This is a genomic window from Aceticella sp. 75b-Ac, assembly GCF_056032965.2.
On sequence record NZ_CM190971.1, the window covers coordinates 571,548 to 589,848 of the forward strand.

Genomic DNA, 18,301 nt, shown 5'->3' on the forward strand with positions numbered 1-18,301 from the left:
CCTCTATTTAATACGCTTAAACATTTTTTCAAGTTGATATTTTGTTATAGATACAATAACTGGACGTCCATGTGGACATGTATATGGATTTTCAGTTATTTTTAAGTCATTAAATAATTTATAAATCTCTTCATGTGATAATTTATCCATTGATTTTACCGCTTTTTTGCAGGCCATCATTATTATATCTTCTTCTTTTAAATTGATATTATTTGTAGAATCTTTTTCTTTAAGTTTATCAATAATATCTATGAATAATTGTCTTGCTTCGGGTTGTCCTAAAATAATTGGAACTTCCCTTAATATCACAGAATTATTGCCAAACCATTCAAATTTATACCCAAACCTTCTTAATATATTTATATTTTGCTTTAAAATTTCTTCATTGCCAGGTGCCATATCAACAACTATGGGTATTGTTGTTTGTTTTCCTTCTATTTTGTTATATTGGGACATAAATTTTTCATATAAAATTCTCTCATGTGCTGCATGTTGATCGATTAAATAACACACATTATTTTTTTCAATAATGATATATGTTGAAAATAAAGTACCTATTATTTTAAAATCATAATTATCATACATATTGTCACATTTATAGTTTTTGCTATATAGATACATTGATTCACTATCATTGAAATTTTTATCAAATACTTTTTCAGATTCCTTACTTTCAAAAATTGTTTTAGTATTATTATCATCAATACCACATTGCTCTTCTTTTTGATTTTGTTCTGATTTATTATCCTGTAAAGAATGGGCAAGAAAAAGGCTGTTTTGTTTATCAATGGACTCTTTATGGCTTTCAAGCTTAAAATAATTATTGATCCTTGCTTCAGGTATTATATTTGTTTTTCCTAAGCAATCCTTTATAGTTTCATATATTGAATTAAAAATAGTTTTTTCATCTGAAAACTTTATTTCTAATTTTGTTGGATGCACATTAACATCAATTTCTCTGGAATCAAGATAAATATATGTTATAACTGCGGGGTATCTATTAACAGGTATTAAAGTTTTATATCCTTCTTCAATTGCTGCATTAAATACTTTATTTTTCACATATCTTCCATTCACAAATAATAATTGCATTTCCCTATTTGATTTTGTAAATTCAGGCTTACTAAGATACATTTTTATCTTTAAATATTCATTATTATTTTCAGTCTTTATTAATGAAGTATATATTTCTTTTCCATATAATCTTAATATGACATCTAATACATCCCCATTTCCAGAAGTTATAAATTCCAGTTTTTTATCTTTAATATATTTAAACGATATTTCCGGATGTGCAAGACAGATTTTTGTAATAATATTAGTTATATACATGGCTTCTGTTGAAGGGCGTTTTAGAAATTTTCTTCTGGCAGGCGTATTAAAAAAAACATCTCTAACTTCAACAGTACTGCCTTTTTGACATCCACAGGTATTTTTTTCGATTATTTTGCCACCTTCTATTACGATTTTTGTCCCATATAATGCATTATCTTCACGGGTAAGTAGTGTTACTTTTGAAATTGATGATATACTTGCAAGAGCTTCACCTCTAAACCCAAGGGTATTTATATTGTATAAATCGTTTATAGATTTTATTTTGCTAGTAGCATGCCTGCCAAAGGCAAGTACGGCATCAATTTCATTCATACCACAACCATCATCAGTTATTTTTATATAGGGTATGCCACCGCCTTCTATTTCGATTGTTATATTTTTGCTATCTGCATCTATAGAATTTTCAACCAATTCTTTTACAATTGAGGCAGGTTTTTCTACTACTTCACCTGCTGAAATTTTGTTTATTAACGATTCTTCAAGAAGCATAATTTTATTCATGATTATCACACCTTAAAACAAAAGCTTTTTTCTTTAGGACATTTAGATAATTTAAAGCATTTAGCGGTGTCATGTTATCTATATCGCATTCAGATATTTCTTTTATGAAATTATCCTTTTCTATCCCAAAGATATCTATTTGCATCGTTGCTGCAGCTTCCGTAATAATTTCTTTTTTATTATTTTCAAGATTACTTAAAATTTCTTTTGCTTTTTCTATAATACAGTCTGGTAATCCAGCAAGTTTTGATACTTGTATTCCATAACTTTTATCAGCCGCACCTGGTATTATTTTTCTTAAAAATATTATATCATCGTTTTTTTCTACAACAGAAATATTATAATTTTTTATTCCATTTAATTGTTTTTCCAAATTTGTCAGTTCATGATAATGTGTAGCAAATAATGTTTTAGCTTTTATTGTTTCATGTATATATTCAAGAACTGACCATGCAATGCTCATACCATCATATGTGCTGGTCCCACGTCCAACCTCATCAAGTATTATCAGGCTTTTATCTGTAGCAGATTTTAAAATATTTGATACTTCACTCATTTCAACCATAAATGTGCTTTGACCTGAAAACAAATCATCAGAAGCTCCCACTCTTGTAAATATTCTATCAACAATTCCTATTTCAGCATATGATGCAGGTACAAAGGAGCCTATCTGTGCCATTAAAATAATTAGTGCAATCTGCCTCATATATGTTGATTTACCTGCCATATTAGGTCCAGTAATTATCATTATTGGATCTTGGCTGCTTAACTCTATATCATTTGAAACGAAATTTTCTTCCAAAATTGTTTCTATAACTGGATGTCTTCCATCTTTTATAAAAATTTTATTGTTATTGTTTACTAATGGTTTAACATAATAATTCGTTTCTGCTACAACAGCAAGTGAAAGTAATACATCCAAAAATGCAATAATTTTTGCGGCATTTTGGATTCTATTTATCTGCATTTCAAGTTTCCTTCTTATATTATTAAATACTTCATATTCCATGTTGATTAATTTTTCCTCTGCAGTTAAAATTGTTTCTTCTATTTCTTTTAATTCAGGAGTAATATATCTTTCTGCATTTGATAGAGTCTGCTTTCTTATGTAAGTATCTGGAACCATAGATAAGTTTGACTTAGTTATTTCTATATAATACCCAAATACCTTGTTGTATCCGACTTTTAATGTTTTAATCCCTGTTTTGTACCTTTCACTTGCTTCAAGATTTGCAATCCAATCTTTACCTTCTATTGAAGCTTTACGCAGTTTATCAATATTTTCATCATAACCATCTTTTATTATATTACCTTCTTTTAATGAAGTTGAAGGGTCTTCTTTAATAGATTCTTCAATTAGTTTGTATATATCTTCTAAGGTATCTAATTTTAAATATAATTCTTTTAAAAGTAATGTATTATATTTTTTCAAATTTTCTTTGACTTGAGGTAATTTTTCAAGTGAAATTTTTATTGAAATAAAATCTTTTGCGTTTATATTCTGATAAACTATTTTGCTTGATAGTCTTTCTAAATCATAGATTCCATTTAAAGCTTCATTAAGTTCTATCCTTCCTTTATAATCATTTAATAATTCTTCAACTGCATCAAGTCTTACTTGAATTTTATCTGTTTTTATCAAAGGTTCTTCAAGCCATTTTTTTAAAAGTCTTCCACCCATTGGAGTAACCGTTTTATCCAAAACTCCCAGTAATGACCCTTTTTTAGAATTTGTTTTACTTGATTCGATTATTTCTAGATTTTTGATAGTGTTACTATCAAGGACCATAAATGAGTCGTCTTTATAATAGTTAATTTTATTTATCTGTTTTAAAGGTACCTTATGAAGACCGTTTAAATATTCTAAAAGTAACGATAAAGAAATTATAGCATATTTTTTATTTCCTAAATTAAGTTCATCTATAGAATTATTAAATTGATTTTCAATTAGTTCAACCATTTCTTCATATGTATTCTCAGATGTAAATTTATTTAAATAACAGTGTTTGCTTTTAATAGCTTTAATAAGCTTATTATTAGAAAAAAAATCTGAATTTGCTATTATTTCCGATGGTTCATACCTAATAATTTCATCATAAATTTTATTTATATCATTACAATTTATAATTTCGGTTACAAATAAATCTCCGGTTGTAACATCTACAATTGATATTCCATAATTTAATTTATATTTGTATACTGATACTAAATAATTATTTGATTTTTCCTCTATGGAATTTAAATTTATTATTGTTCCTGGGGTATAAATTCTAACCACATCTCTCTCGACTAATCCCTTAGACATTGAGGGGTCTTCCAGTTGTTCACATATAGCAACTTTATATCCTTTTTTAATTAATTTATCAATGTAATTATCAGCTGTATGATATGGTATACCTGCCATTGGAGCTCTTTCACTTTGTCCGCAGTCTTTTCCGGTTAAAGCTATTTCAAGTTCTTTTGCTGCAATTATTGCATCATCGAAAAACATCTCATAGAAATCTCCAAGTCTGAAAAAAAGAATTGCATCTTTATATTTATTTTTAATTTTAAGGTATTGTTCCATCATTGGAGTAAAAGCCAAAGTTCCATACCTCCTAAAACTAAAATTAGAGTTTTTAAAATACATATTATAATAGGTAAAACAATGTTTAAACTAAGCAATTATGTTCAATATTTATTGAATTAACTCTCCTTGCATTGTCCATGCCTTTGTTTTCTTAATCTTTAGATTTACAAAATTACCTATTAAATCAGGTTTTCCTAAAAAGTGAACAATCTTATTTGTTCTTGTTCTTCCTGTTAATTTCTCTTTATCTCTTTTACTAATCCCTTCAACCAATACCTCCAATATCTTTCCATTTAATTCTGCATTCTTTTCTATACTTATCTTGTTTTGTAGTTCAATCAATTTTTCGAGCCTTTCATGTTTTATATTTTTATCAACCTGTTCTTCCATATCAGCTGCAGGTGTTCCAGACCTTTTAGAGTATATAAAAGTATATGCTGCATCATATCGAACTTTTTTAACAAGATCTAAAGTTTCTTTAAAATCTTCTTCAGTTTCACCTGGAAAACCTACAATAATATCTGTTGTTATTGCTATATCAGGTATATTTACTCTTAATTTATCTATTATTTCCAAATAACTTTCTTTTGTATATTTTCTATTCATTTTTTTAAGTATTCTATTGCTCCCAGATTGAATAGGTAAATGCAAATGTTCGCAAACTTTTCCAAGATCCCTCATGGCAAAAATCAACTCATCAGATAAATCTTTTGGATGCGAAGTCATAAACCTTATTCGTTCTATACCATTTATTCCATTAACCATGTACAAAAGCTTTGCAAATGTTATGCCTTCATGCAGGTCATTACCATATGAATTAACATTTTGTCCCAAAAGTGTTATTTCTTTATATCCCTTGTTAGCCAGAGATTTTATCTCATTAAGAATATTTTCCGGTCTTCTGCTTTTTTCTCTTCCTCTTACATATGGAACTATACAATACGTACAAAAATTATTACATCCATAATTAATATCTATCCACGCTTTAATAGAATCAGCTCTTTTTATTGGTATATTTTCAATGATATTTGGATTATCATCCCATATATCAATTACTGTAGAATCTGAAAAAATTGCTTTTAATAGAATTTCTGGAAATTTAAATAAATTGTGTGTACCGAAAACCAGGTCTACATATGGATAATGATTTTTTATTTTATCGACTATTTCTTTCTCTTGCATCATACATCCACATATACCAATAATTACATCTGGTTTTCTTGATTTAAGTTCTTTTATTTGAGATACCCTACTTAGAATTTTTATTTCAACATGTTCTCGCACACAACATGTATTAAAAAGTATTATATCTGCTTCTTCAATATTTTTTGTATTTATATATCCCATTTCCTTTAACATGCCGGATAGTTTCTCTGAATCATGTACATTCATTTGACAACCGTATGTTTGAATGTGAAATTTTAGACATTTGTTTTTATTTAAATCTGCAATTTTATTAATAATATTTCTTTGTACCTTTATAGCTTCATCTGATATGATTATACTTTTTTTTTCATTCATTTATAAATATACCTCCATCAAGCAACTTACTTTAATATTATATATTATATAAGGATTTACTACAAGCAATTATAAATCAAATGTAAGGGTTTCTTATAGTTAACTTAGTCTAATTATTGCTGATTTTTTTATAAAAGAAAGTTTTTATAGGTTCAAAATTATATCTATATGGAAGAATTATTTGTTCAGTACCGCCTACAAAAAAAACACCATCATTTGATAGACAATCATATATTTTTTTATATGTATCATTTTTTGCCTTATCATTGAAGTATATTAAAACATTACGACATATAACCAAATTCACATTTTCAGGATATTTATCCGTGAGTAAATTATGTTTTTTAAAAATTATATTTTTTCTCAATGTTTCACTAATTATGTAAGAAGTATTATTAACCTTTGTAAAGAATTTTTTTATATATTCAGCAGGCACTTTTTCCAAACTTTTATCTGTATATATACCTTTCTGTGCTTTAGCAAGCGCATTTGCATCTATATCTGTTGCTATAATATTAACATCTTCAAGATTTATATACTTTGATAATATCATTGCTAAAGTATATGGTTCTTCCCCTGTTGAGCATGCGGCACTCCATATTTTTAAGTTTTTTTTAATTAGATAGGGCAATATTTCATTTTCCAAAACGATCCATTGATCTAAGTTTCTAAAGAATTCAGTTACATTTATCGTTATATAATTTATAAATTCATTGTATAAATTTTTATTTGTTGTTAATGCTTTATAATAGTCATCATAATTTTTATAATTACTGTTTAAAATTAATGAATTAATTCTTCTTTTCATTTGTTTTTCTTTATATAGTGATAAATCTATGCCGGTTAATTGGCATATTTTCAAAACAAAATCTTCATATGTTAGCATGAATTTTACCTCCAAAAATTTTATTATGTAAAAAAGTGGCTAAGATATAGCCACTATAAATGATGTAAAGGGGGTTTCAATGTATTTGTGAGGTTCATTAATAGTTTTAACTAAAAAATTTTTAATATACAAATTATATTAAAAAATTTTATGAACTTAAAACCTTAACAGGCTGTTCAAATACTCCTCTTTTAACTTCTGTTGCTGTCATATTTTTTGCCTTTAATAATTTAGTTAAATAACTACAAGCATCCCATGGATTAACATTACTTCCACATGTAAATACATCAACAGCAGCATAATTTAATTCTGGCCAAGTATGAATAGTTAAATGAGATTCAGAAATAACTACTACCCCGCTTACGCCCTGGGGGCTGAATTTATGGAAAGCAACTTCACACACCTCTGCACCTGCTTCTATAGCTGCTTTTACCATTATGTCCTCAATCAATTTACAATCGTCAAGGATTTTGTTATCGCAACCATAAATTTCTGCCAAAATATGACGACCCAAAGCATTCATTCTACTATCGTTCCTCCTCATAATAAAAGTTAATATTCAATAAGATAAATTTTATCAGATTTTTGAGTTTTGTCAAGGTATTTAACATGACAGCAGTTAATTATTCTCCTTTTTTATACATTAATTCATTTACAACATCATTTATTATATAACCTGGTGTAGAGGCACCAGCTGTAATACCAATGGTATAATCTTTTTTAAATAAAATTAAATTTAGCTCTTCTTTACTTTCAATTTGGTATGTTTTTTTACAATTTTTTTCACAGATTTTTTTAAGTTTCTGAGTATTAGAACTTTTTTTCCCGCCTATTACTATCATTATATCAACTATATGTGAAAGCTCTTCAGCTGCCTTTTGCCTTTTGTTTGTTGCATCACAAATAGTATTAAATGATATTAACTCTTTAACTTTATTTTTTAATATTTTTAAAACCTTTTCCCATTGTTCCTGTGTTATTGTCGTTTGTGCAACAACGCAGGCTTTGTTGAATTTTGGCATTATATCCATATTATCATTTGAATTAATTATATATGCAGTATTATTACACCATCCGTTTACTCCTCTAACTTCAGGATGTTTTTCGTCACCAACAATTATTATATTATATCCATTATTGTAATATTTTTTTACAATATTTTGTACCTTTTTAACAAATGGACATGTCATATCTTCAATTTCTAAATTTTTTTCTTTTAATTTACTATAAAGGTCTTCAGAAATACCATGTGTTCTAATTATTATTCTACTATTTTCATTAATACTATTAATATCTTCAATACTTTTAATACCCTTTTCATAAAGGTCATTTACTACATGTGGATTATGTATCAATTCACCTAAGGTATATGTTTTAATATTGTCTTTTTTATTTAATTGTTCGTATGCTTTTTCAACAGCCCTTTTAACCCCAAAGCAAAATCCGGCATGATTTGCTACAATAACTTTCACAGTAATTCCTCCATGATATAGTAATATTATCTTAATATATTGCTTGATTTTTCGTTCATATTCTAAAGTAATTTTGAAATTTCATTCATTATAATCTCTCCAATTTGAGCCATGTCCTGCTGTGAAATACGTCCATTTGAAAAATTATCCAGATAAATTGGTTTTCCTACTTTTATAATAATATTAGAAAATAATTTGTAATTTCCGTTAATTCCAATAGGTATAACAGGTGCATGTGCTTTTGCAGATAATAACGATGCACCTGGTTCGGCTTTTTGAAGTTTACCTGTTTTGCTCCTTGTTCCTTCAGGAAAAATGCATATTGCATGTCCGTTTTTTAAATGTTTTAAAGCTGTTTTAATAGCTGTTAAATCAGGTTTGTCTCTTTTAACAGGAAATGCTCCAAAACCATTTTTGAGAATAAAACCTAAGAGAGGGTTTTTAAAAAGTTCTGATTTAGCCATAAAATAGATTCTTCTGTTTAATAATGCACCAATAACAGGGGGATCAAGTAGACTAATATGGTTAGGACATATTATTATAGGTCCTTCTTTGGGAATATTTTCAATATGTTCTACATGTATTTTGAATAATATCTTAATTATGAAAAGTACAATATATTTTGCAATATAATAAAACATTTTGATGAATCCCCCTATAATTGTTTTATAATAATATCATATAATTTATTTGTTACTTCATCAATAGTCATATCAGATGTATCTACTACTATTGCATCTTCGGCTATTTTTAAAGGTGCAATGCTTCTTTCCATATCCATTTTATCTCTTATCTTAATTTCATCCAGAATGTCTTCGAATGAAATATTAAAATTATTTGTTTTTAGTTCGTTATAACGTCTTTTAGCTCTAATTTCTTCAGTTGCAGTAATATAAAATTTAAATTGTGCATCAGGCATAACTACAGTCGTAATATCTCGTCCATCCATTACTATATTATTTTTATTAGCCAATTCTTTTTGTAATTTAACCATAAAGTCTCTTATTTCTGGAATTTGTGATATTTGTGAAACATTATGAGAAATATATGGTTTTCGTATCTCTTCAGTAATATCTATGCCATCTAAAAAAATTCTTTCACTTTTTAATGTTATATCAAAGTTATTCATAATATTTAGGATAGCTTTTTTCTCATTTATATTGATACCTTCTTTCAATATTTTATATGTAATCGCTCTATATAATGCACCTGTATCTACATATACAAAATTTAGTTTTTTAGCAAGGATTTTAGCAACAGTACTTTTTCCAGCACCTGCAGGTCCATCAATAGCAATTTTTATAGTCATGTATTCACCGCCTCAAATTATATCGGGGCGTAAAACTTTTGCGCCTTTTAAATATACGTGTGTAATTTTTCTGTTGTTATTACAATTTACATATATTATTACTCTTATACATTTCTTTAAGCTACCAATTACATTCATTTCCTGAAAGCACATCAGTGGTATTGTAGTTATTCCAATATTTCTGACAGCTTCAGCCGGATATGCCGCATCCAAATCCTTTGTTGCGCTGAATATAATCGAAATAATATCATCTATTTTTAAATTATTTTCTTCGATAATCTTTTTTATCAGCTCCTCAGTATCAGAAAAAATTCTCTCTTTTGTATTTTCAGTAGTAATTGCTCCTCTAATTGCGTTAATAGAACATTCTCCTTTCCCTTGCCTTTTTTTATATTATATATTAAAAATTAATTTATCACAATATTATTTTAATCTTACTCTTCCTACTGTAGCAATGTTTTTTTCAACTTTTACAATAGCAGTCTTTTGTGGTTCGATAACATTATCACTTATATCAGAAATTTTGAAATACATATCCGTATTGCATTTACTTCCATCTATTTCGATTAATTGACCGGATTTTACTTTTATATTAATATATTTGTTTTTAAAATTCCCTTTAGGTTCTCCATCAACTAATATGTAGGCATTATTTGCATTTTCTTCATTTATAACCTCAATTTTTAATGTTCCCTCCTTTGATAAGTATGTATTTACATTTATACCTTCGATTTTTTCTGTAGAATTCAAATATACTCTAAGAGTACTATTAAGCATTGTAGTTTGAAATAATATGATAGTAATAAAACCTGCTATTATAAGTAAAGCTATTAAATTTTCAAAACCAATAAAACGGCTTGATTTCTTTAATCTTTTACCCACAATTATCCTCCTATCTTATTTATTTTATATTTTATGTGTATAATAAAAAAAAAATGCAGTATTCTGCACTTATTATGAATTAAGACCAGCAACATAACCTGTTGAAAAGGCTATTTGCAGATTAAATCCCCCTGTCAATCCGTCAACATCTATAATCTCACCAGCAAAAAATAATCCTTTTATAATTTTAGATTCCATCGTTGATGGATTTATTTCCTTTGTGAAGATTCCACCACTTGTTATTATTGCTTCTTCTATAGGTAATGTTCCCTTCATTTTAAATGTAAGCCATTTTAAATGTTGTATTAATTTTTTCCTTTCTTCCTTAGTAATCTTAGATGTCTTTATTTCTGGATCTATCTCAGATATTTTTATTATATAGGGAATTAATGTCTGTGGAAGCAAATCATCTAATGAATTTTTTAATACTCTTTTTGAATATTTTTCAAAATCCCTCAATAATCTGTTATCCAATTTGTCATTTGATAAAGCTGGTTTTAAATCAATTTTGATTAAAAGTTCTTTACCTGCATAATCTTTTATATATCTACTTAGTGTTAAAATTATAGGTCCTGACAGTCCAAAATGTGTAAAAAGCAATTCACCAAATTCTTCTTTTATCAATTTTTTTTTATAATATATACCTGCATTAATATTTTTTAATGATAAACCCATTAATTCCTTCGTATTCTCATATGTAATAAGTGGAACAAGAGAGGGTTTTAAATCTATTATCGTATGTCCTAATTTTTTTGCAAAGTCATATCCATCTCCTGTACTACCAGTAGCTGGATATGATAAGCCCCCCGTTGCTAAAATTACGCTATCACAGTATTTTATCTCATTATGTATTAAGATTCCTGATATTTTATTTCCTTTTGTAATTATATCTTTTACTTGAGAATTATAATTTATTTTAACATTGTATCTACCAAGCATTTTTATAAAAAAATTCAAAACATCTACAGCCTTATCAGATTCAGGAAAAACCCTGCCTCCTCTTTCAACTTTTGTTCTAAGGCCATTATTATTTAAAAAATTAATTAAATCCATATTTGAGAATTTATTAAATGCACTAAAAATAAATTTGCTATTACCTGGTATATTATCCATGAAATCATTATCTGTTGCTATGTTTGTTAAATTACAGCGTCCCTTCCCGGTTATCAATAATTTCCTTCCTAATCTATCATTTTTTTCAAATATTGTCACATCATTTCCTGACATTGCACTACTTAGTGCTGCCATTAATCCTGCAGCACCACCACCTACTACAAAGACTTTTTTCAATTATTATCGCTCCTTCAAATGGCATGTATCATTTAGTAAAATTAGAACAGGTTTACCATCGTCTTTTATATCTATTATATTTACAGCTGTATTATCTTGCTTTATTTTAGGATAAAAACTCAAATCTATACCTAATAGACCTAATATCAATGCTTTAATTGATGTGCCATGTGATATAATAAGTATATTTTTATCTTTATTTTTTTCAATTAATGGATATATTCCCTTCAATATACGATCCTGTAATTGCTTCAATGTTTCAGCATTTTCTATAACTACTTTTGTTGGATCTGTTTTCCATGTATGATATTTTTCTTTATAAAGATTTTCGATTTCAATATTTGTAAGCCCTTCCCATACGCCAAAGGTTATTTCTCTTAGTTCATGTAATATATTTACTTGGATATTAAATTCTTTTGCAATTATTTCAGCAGTTTTATAAGCCCTTGAAAGGTTGCTGGAATAAATTATATCTATTTTTTCATATTTTAATCTTTTTGCAAGCGAATAAGCTTGTTTAATACCCTCTTCTGATAATTCTATATCAGTAGAACCTTGTATTTTACTTTCTAAATTCCACTTGCTCTGACCGTGCCTTACAATGTATAAACGTGTCGACATATTTACCTCCAAAATAATTTGCATAAAAATTACTTAATATGAGTATTTTTCATTTTTTGCTCTTAATTTTCTTAGAATTTAGATTAACTGTTTCTTATACTTATTATATTTATGATGAATATATGCCATATTCGTTCCAAATGGTTTCTAATTTCTCAAATGTATCAGTTATCTTTTCTTTTTCCTTAATTCCAACTGATACAATAAGTGCATTAACAAGGCTTAAAGGTGCAACTATGGAGTCTACAAATGAAGACATATTGCTTTTAGCAATAAGAACCTCATCAGCTACTGAAGTTAAAGGTGATATTAAACTATCAGTTATTGTTACAATCTTAGCCTCCTGTGATTTGGCATATTTTAAAACTTCTATTGTTCTTTTCGAGTATCTCGGAAATCCTATCCCTATAACAAGGTCATTTGAATTCACCCTTAACATTTGTTCAAATACATCTGAAACACCTGGTTTAACAACAGTAACATTTTCTAAGATTAAATTCAAGTAAAAACCAAGGTATTCGGCTATTGCCGTTGAACTCCTAAAACCTAAAATATAAATTTTTTTTGCGTTGAAAATATTACCAATTACATTTTTAAATGAATCTTTATTAAGTTCTTCTAAAGTCTTTCTGATATTATCTATATCTGATTTAAGTACATTATTTAATATTGATATTTCATCAGTTTCATTAGTCATTTCCAATCGCTGAACGGTCGTCAGTTTATTTTTAATCAATTCTTGAAGAGCACTCTGCAATTCTGGATATCCATCATATCCAAGCGTATTAGCAAATCTTACAACTGTAGATTCGCTGACATGGATACTCTTACCAAGCTTTGCAGCAGTCATATAAGCTGCTTTGTCATAGCAATTTAATATGTATTCTGCTATTATTTTTTGGCTTTTACTTAATGTTGAATAATTATCCTGTATTCTTTTTAGTAAATCTTCTTTTTTATCCATACTTAAGCTCCTTTTAAATTGATAGATTATTTTTTAAATCTTTAAAATTATTTAAGATAATTATATCATGTATAATAGAAATAAAAAATCCTTCTAAAAATCAATGATTTGTTATCGATTTTCATGTTATGATTGAATTATATCGTATATTTTTAATTAATTTTTATATTCCAATTTTTCAATTTTTCAGCAAGGGTATATTCAGTTAAATCAAAATGTATTGGAGTTATAGAAATATAACCATTTTTAACTGAAACAATATCACTGCCTTCATCTTTATAATTGTCCAATAATTTACCAGCCATCCAATAATATTCTTTTCCACGAGGGTCAATTCTTTTTGTGAAATTTTCAACATAATTTATTAGTCCAAGTGATGTAATTTTTATACCTTTATCATTTTTGATTTTTTTGGGTATATTTACATTTAATAAGGTATGTTTTGGTAATCCCTTTTGTATTGTTTCCTCAATTAAATTTTTTATGAAAATATATATTGTTTTATCATTTAAATCCGCATCTTCTTCAAGTGAAACAGCCATTGAAGGAATTCCATTTATGGCAGCTTCTATTGCAGCAGAAACAGTACCAGAATACAAAATATCAGTTCCAAGATTTAAACCCCAATTAATACCCGAAATTACTATATCCGGCTTGTTGTCTAAAACCACATCTATAGCTAATTTTATACAATCAGAGGGTGTTCCATTAACATAATATATTTCTATATTACTTTCCTTTCGGATATTTGTTAATCTTAAAGGTTTATGTAATGTTATTGCATGACTTACAGCGCTTCTTTCTCTTTCAGGAGCTACAACAATGGTATTATAATAATTTTTTAAGAAATCTGCTAATTTATTTATTCCTAATGCATTCACCCCATCATCATTTGTCAATAAAATATTCATTTGTGATATCCTCCCAAGAGCTAATTTAAACTTTATCTTTTACAATCAATTTGATTTTAATATAAAATCTATATATAAGCAAGGAGTAAAATATATAATATTTATAAGATACTAGGAAACTCCAGTATCTTATAAATATCTTGTTAAACTAAGAAATTGGTGGATCTATTGGTGGATAATTTGGTATATATATCTGTTGCCCCGGATAGATTAAGTTTGGATCCGGTATTTGTGGATTTGCTTTTATCAGATAATCAAGTGGTATGCCATACATGTTGGCTATTGACCACATAGTGTCGCCGGGTTTTACTATATATACTGTTTTACATGGACCAACAGGTGGATAATGTGTCGGTATGCATATTTGTTGCCCCGGATAGATTAAGTTTGGATTCGGTATTTGCGGATTTGCTTTTATCAGGCAATCAAGAGGTATGCCATACATGTTGGCTATTGACCACATAGTATCGCCGGGTTTTACTATATATACTGTTTTACATGGACCAACAGGTGGACAATGTGCCGGTATGCATATTTGTTGCCCCGGATAGATTAAGTTTGGATTCGGTATTTGCGGATTTGCTTTTATCAGGCAATCAAGAGGTATGCCATACATGTTGGCTATTGACCACATAGTATCGCCGGGTTTTACTATATACATTGTTTTACATGGTATATGATGACGATTTTGATATTCTCCATCCATTTCAAAACCCCCTTTTCGGTTTTCTACTACATGTTATGACATATAAAAAATAATGTTACAAAATATATAACAAATAAAAAACATCAGGGAATGTTATAATTTATCCTGATGTTTTTTATTATTACTATTTAAACTGGATATGTTTTATCTTCCATATTTACAAGAGATCCGTCTATTTTATATTTTTTAGCTCTTCTATATTCAAAATATCTCATTGCAACTTGCGGAAACAAAGCATATGACAAAACATCTTCTTCTTGTTCATAGTATTCTTTTATTTCATTTTTTATATTTTTAAGTTGGGGATATAAAAAATCTGCAGGTCTTGCAATAATTACTTCATCGTCTCCTATAATTTTATCCTTTAACTTTTCTGATATTTGTGCAGGTGACCTTCCATAAAGACCTTTAACATAATCTTTTACTTCTTTTGGAATTATTTTATATCTTTCACCTGTGATGACATTTAATACAGCTTGTGTACCAACTATTTGACTCATAGGTGTAACGAGTGGAGGATATCCAAGGTCTTTTCTTACACTCGGCACTTCTTTTAATACCTCTTGAAACTTATCCAGCGCATTTTGTTGTTTTAATTGAGATATCAAATTTGAAAGCATACCACCCGGTATTTGATAATTAAGGACATCAGTATCAATACACATTAATAAAGACATATCCTTATCTTTTGTATGTTTTTTCTTTATGCCCTTGAAATATTCTGCAATTTCAGATAAAACTTTAAGGTCAAGCTCAGTGTCATATTGAGTATTTTTTAAAACAGTTACCATTGTTTCTGTTGCTGGCTGAGATGTTCCTAATGCTAAAGGAGATATTGCAGTATCAATTATATCAACACCTGCTTCAATAGCTTTCAAATATGCCATACCTGCCATACCACTTGTATAATGACTATGAAGTTGTATAGGTATATTAATTTCTTGTTTTAGTGATTTTATAAGGTTATATGCATTGTATGGTGTTAGAATACCTGCCATATCTTTTATACAAATTGAATCTGCACCCATATCACATAAATCTCTTGATATTTTCAAATATTGTTTAATATTATGTACAGGACTTATTGTATAGACAATTGCTGCCTGTGCATGTGCACCGGCCTTTTTTGTAGCTGTGATAGATGTTTCTAAATTTCTAATATCATTTAGAGCATCAAAAATTCTTATTATACTAATACCATTTTCAACTGATTTCATTATAAATTCTGTAACAATATCATCCGGATAATGTTTATACCCTAAAATATTTTGACCCCGCAGCAGCATTTGTATTGGTGTTTTTTTAAAAACCTTTTTTAAAGCTCTTAACCTTTCCCATGGGTCTTCGTTAAGATATCTCATACATGCGTCAAATGTAGCACCGCCCCATGCTTCTATTGAATGATATCCGACAGAGTCAAGTTTTTCAGCTATAGGAAGCATTTCATCAGTAGTCATTCTTGTCGCTAAAAGCGATTGATGTGCATCTCTTAATACCGTTTCAGTTATTTTAATCTTGGGCATAAAAATCCTCCTTATGAAATAGTTTTTTCTATAAAGCTTTTTAATAAATTAAAAGGCTATTTAAAAGACTATTGGAAAAGTTATAAAAATGATAAAATTGCTTCCCTTATTAATTTTGCTGCAAGAATAGATGTTATTCCAGAATGATCATAATCAGGCGAAACTTCTACAAGATCCATTCCAACAACATTCATATCCTTCAAGATATGGATTGCTTCAAGTGCCTCTTTTGAAGTGATGCCGCCGGGTTCTGGTGTTCCTGTTCCAGGTGCATAGGCAGGGTCAAGTACATCTATATCAAATGTAATATAAATAGGCTTATTTTTGATATCATTTAAAACCATTTTTAATGGTTCAATTACCTCGAATAAAAACATATTGGTGTTTTTCCAAGCAAATTCATACTCTTCCTTAATACCCGATCGTATACCAAAATGATAGATATTTTTATTATTCAAAAATTTTGCAGCCTTTCTTATAACAGTCGCATGAGAATTTTCCTCATCAAAATATTTTGTTCTTAAATCCGTATGTGCATCAAAATGTAAGACTACTAATTCTTCTCCATATTTATTATTAACTTCTTTTATTATTGGTGCACTTATTAAATGTTCTCCTCCTAAAAAGAGAGGTTTTTTATCATCTTGTATAATTTCTTTAGCAGCATCACCAATAATTTTCAAACTTTTTTCAACATTACCAAAAGGTAAAGTTAGATCACCTAAATCACAATATTTTTTGTCATGTAAATTTCTGTTCATATAAACACTATAAGCCTCTAAGCTGAGTGATGCTGCTCTTATTGCTTGTGGTCCGAATCTTGTTCCTGGTTTAAAACTTACTGTATAATCCATTGGTGCTCCAATAATGACTATGGAAGAATTCTCATAGTCATTATTGCTGCATAAATACTTGTTATTATTTGCAAAATTATCCTTGTTAATCAATATATTACACCTCTTCAAATATATCTTTAACAAATTTCGGCAATATAAAAGCGGCTTTATGTATTTGTGGTGTATAATATTTTGTATCAATTTTAGGTATAATATTCGTATCTATATTTTCAGGGTCATATTTTTTTGATCCCATTGTAAATGTCCATAAACTACCAGGATATGTAGGTATTGTACATATATATGGTTTTGTAATAGGATAAATCTGTTTAAACATTTTGCTTAATTTGTTAATCAAATTTCCATATATAAATGGCGATTCTGTTTGTGCAACGATTATACCATCATCTTTCAAACATTCATAAACAGACTTATAGAAGTCAATTGTAAAAAGACCTACTGCAGGACCTATGGGATCTGTAGAATCTACGATTACAATATCAAATTCATTTTTATGTTCATTGACATATTTTATTCCATCGCCAATCATAATTTCTACTTTATCATTATCAAGCCCATAACTAATATTCTGAAGATATTTTTTTGCATTCTCTACTACTTTTCTATCTATTTCTGCAAGAACTATCCTTTCAACAGAGTTATGCTTTAATATTTCTTTTATTGCACCACCATCACCACCACCAACTATCAAAACACTACGGGGATTTTTATGTGTAAATAGTGGTACATGTACTATCATCTCATGATAAACAAATTCGTCTTTTTCTGTAGTTTGTAAAATACCATCCAAAACAAGTATTCTACCATATTGTTCTGTTTCTATGACAGCTAAATCCTGATAATCTGTCTTTTCGATATTCAATGTTTTATTAACTTTAAGTGAATATTTAATATTATTTGCATGATTTTCTGTAAACCACAAATCCATATTATACTATACCTCCGATTTATTTG

18 protein-coding genes are annotated in these 18,301 nt (G+C 28.2%); all 18 read right to left on the reverse strand.

The annotated features are described in order from the left end of the window. Window positions 1–3: 3 nt before the first annotated feature. Window positions 4–1,836: a DNA mismatch repair endonuclease MutL gene (mutL, locus tag AC0LWJ_RS03135; RefSeq protein WP_474239418.1), complete on the reverse strand. Its 1,833-nt coding sequence runs from the start codon at window positions 1,834–1,836 to the stop codon at window positions 4–6. Then, window positions 1,829–4,420 carry a DNA mismatch repair protein MutS gene (gene mutS, locus AC0LWJ_RS03140; protein WP_474239420.1) on the reverse strand — a complete coding sequence of 864 codons (2,592 nt, stop codon included), beginning with the start codon at window positions 4,418–4,420 and terminating at the stop codon, window positions 1,829–1,831. The genes mutL and mutS overlap by 8 nt, the downstream gene beginning before the upstream one ends. 93 nt (window positions 4,421–4,513) lie before the next feature. Beyond that, window positions 4,514–5,926, reverse strand: a complete 1,413-nt coding sequence (miaB, locus tag AC0LWJ_RS03145) for a tRNA (N6-isopentenyl adenosine(37)-C2)-methylthiotransferase MiaB (protein ID WP_474239422.1) — start codon at window positions 5,924–5,926, stop codon at window positions 4,514–4,516. 109 nt (window positions 5,927–6,035) lie between these two features. Continuing rightward, window positions 6,036–6,812, reverse strand: a complete 777-nt coding sequence (locus AC0LWJ_RS03150) for a CheR family methyltransferase (RefSeq protein ID WP_474239423.1) — start codon at window positions 6,810–6,812, stop codon at window positions 6,036–6,038. Window positions 6,813–6,960: 148 nt separating this feature from the next. Next, the gene (gene speD, locus AC0LWJ_RS03155; protein WP_474239425.1) at window positions 6,961–7,335 is read right to left on the reverse strand and encodes an adenosylmethionine decarboxylase; all 375 of its coding nucleotides are present in this window, start codon (window positions 7,333–7,335) and stop codon (window positions 6,961–6,963) included. A 100-nt stretch (window positions 7,336–7,435) separates the two neighbouring features. Continuing rightward, window positions 7,436–8,284 (reverse strand): 4-hydroxy-3-methylbut-2-enyl diphosphate reductase, encoded by an 849-nt coding sequence (locus tag AC0LWJ_RS03160; RefSeq protein WP_474239427.1) that lies wholly within the window; start codon window positions 8,282–8,284, stop codon window positions 7,436–7,438. 62 nt (window positions 8,285–8,346) lie between these two features. Continuing rightward, window positions 8,347–8,925, reverse strand: coding sequence for a lysophospholipid acyltransferase family protein (locus tag AC0LWJ_RS03165; protein ID WP_474239429.1), 579 nt, complete (start codon window positions 8,923–8,925; stop codon window positions 8,347–8,349). Between the two features lie 14 nt (window positions 8,926–8,939). After that, the gene (gene cmk / locus AC0LWJ_RS03170; protein ID WP_474239431.1) at window positions 8,940–9,593 is read right to left on the reverse strand and encodes a (d)CMP kinase; all 654 of its coding nucleotides are present in this window, start codon (window positions 9,591–9,593) and stop codon (window positions 8,940–8,942) included. A 12-nt stretch (window positions 9,594–9,605) separates the two neighbouring features. Then, on the reverse strand, window positions 9,606–9,953 hold the full coding sequence (gene aroH / locus AC0LWJ_RS03175) for a chorismate mutase (protein WP_474239441.1): 348 nt from the start codon (window positions 9,951–9,953) through the stop codon (window positions 9,606–9,608). A gap of 63 nt (window positions 9,954–10,016) precedes the next feature. Then, window positions 10,017–10,475 carry a hypothetical protein gene (locus AC0LWJ_RS03180; protein ID WP_474239433.1) on the reverse strand — a complete coding sequence of 153 codons (459 nt, stop codon included), beginning with the start codon at window positions 10,473–10,475 and terminating at the stop codon, window positions 10,017–10,019. Window positions 10,476–10,547: 72 nt separating this feature from the next. Next, entirely contained in the window at window positions 10,548–11,765 is a 1,218-nt protein-coding gene (locus AC0LWJ_RS03185) for a BaiN/RdsA family NAD(P)/FAD-dependent oxidoreductase (RefSeq protein ID WP_474239435.1), read from the reverse strand. 3 nt (window positions 11,766–11,768) lie between these two features. Then, entirely contained in the window at window positions 11,769–12,386 is a 618-nt protein-coding gene (locus AC0LWJ_RS03190) for a histidine phosphatase family protein (RefSeq protein WP_474239437.1), read from the reverse strand. Window positions 12,387–12,495: 109 nt separating this feature from the next. Beyond that, entirely contained in the window at window positions 12,496–13,350 is an 855-nt protein-coding gene (locus AC0LWJ_RS03195) for a MurR/RpiR family transcriptional regulator (protein ID WP_284679067.1), read from the reverse strand. Between the two features lie 152 nt (window positions 13,351–13,502). Next, a complete protein-coding gene (surE, locus tag AC0LWJ_RS03200; protein ID WP_474239442.1) occupies window positions 13,503–14,270 on the reverse strand; it encodes a 5'/3'-nucleotidase SurE in 768 nt (255 codons plus the stop codon). Between the two features lie 139 nt (window positions 14,271–14,409). Beyond that, complete coding sequence (gene safA / locus AC0LWJ_RS03205) at window positions 14,410–14,967, reverse strand: SafA/ExsA family spore coat assembly protein (protein ID WP_503031468.1); 558 nt, start codon at window positions 14,965–14,967, stop codon at window positions 14,410–14,412. Window positions 14,968–15,095: 128 nt separating this feature from the next. Further along, complete coding sequence (locus AC0LWJ_RS03210; RefSeq protein ID WP_474240101.1) at window positions 15,096–16,490, reverse strand: oxaloacetate decarboxylase subunit alpha; 1,395 nt, start codon at window positions 16,488–16,490, stop codon at window positions 15,096–15,098. A gap of 80 nt (window positions 16,491–16,570) precedes the next feature. After that, on the reverse strand, window positions 16,571–17,437 hold the full coding sequence (gene speB, locus AC0LWJ_RS03215; RefSeq protein WP_474240103.1) for an agmatinase: 867 nt from the start codon (window positions 17,435–17,437) through the stop codon (window positions 16,571–16,573). A 4-nt stretch (window positions 17,438–17,441) separates the two neighbouring features. Beyond that, a complete protein-coding gene (speE, locus tag AC0LWJ_RS03220) occupies window positions 17,442–18,275 on the reverse strand; it encodes a polyamine aminopropyltransferase (RefSeq protein WP_474240105.1) in 834 nt (277 codons plus the stop codon). Window positions 18,276–18,301 lie beyond the last annotated feature (26 nt).

Coding starts and splice junctions, on each gene's coding strand:
- mutL (WP_474239418.1), bottom strand. CDS start 1,836: ATGAATAAAATTATGCTTCTTGAAGAATCGTTAATAAACAAAATTTCA.
- miaB (WP_474239422.1), bottom strand. CDS start 5,926: ATGAATGAAAAAAAAAGTATAATCATATCAGATGAAGCTATAAAGGTA.
- AC0LWJ_RS03150 (WP_474239423.1), bottom strand. CDS start 6,812: ATGCTAACATATGAAGATTTTGTTTTGAAAATATGCCAATTAACCGGC.
- speD (WP_474239425.1), bottom strand. CDS start 7,335: ATGAATGCTTTGGGTCGTCATATTTTGGCAGAAATTTATGGTTGCGAT.
- AC0LWJ_RS03165 (WP_474239429.1), bottom strand. CDS start 8,925: ATGTTTTATTATATTGCAAAATATATTGTACTTTTCATAATTAAGATA.
- cmk (WP_474239431.1), bottom strand. CDS start 9,593: ATGACTATAAAAATTGCTATTGATGGACCTGCAGGTGCTGGAAAAAGT.
- AC0LWJ_RS03190 (WP_474239437.1), bottom strand. CDS start 12,386: ATGTCGACACGTTTATACATTGTAAGGCACGGTCAGAGCAAGTGGAAT.
- AC0LWJ_RS03195 (WP_284679067.1), bottom strand. CDS start 13,350: ATGGATAAAAAAGAAGATTTACTAAAAAGAATACAGGATAATTATTCA.
- safA (WP_503031468.1), bottom strand. CDS start 14,967: ATGGATGGAGAATATCAAAATCGTCATCATATACCATGTAAAACAATG.
- AC0LWJ_RS03210 (WP_474240101.1), bottom strand. CDS start 16,490: ATGCCCAAGATTAAAATAACTGAAACGGTATTAAGAGATGCACATCAA.
- speE (WP_474240105.1), bottom strand. CDS start 18,275: ATGGATTTGTGGTTTACAGAAAATCATGCAAATAATATTAAATATTCA.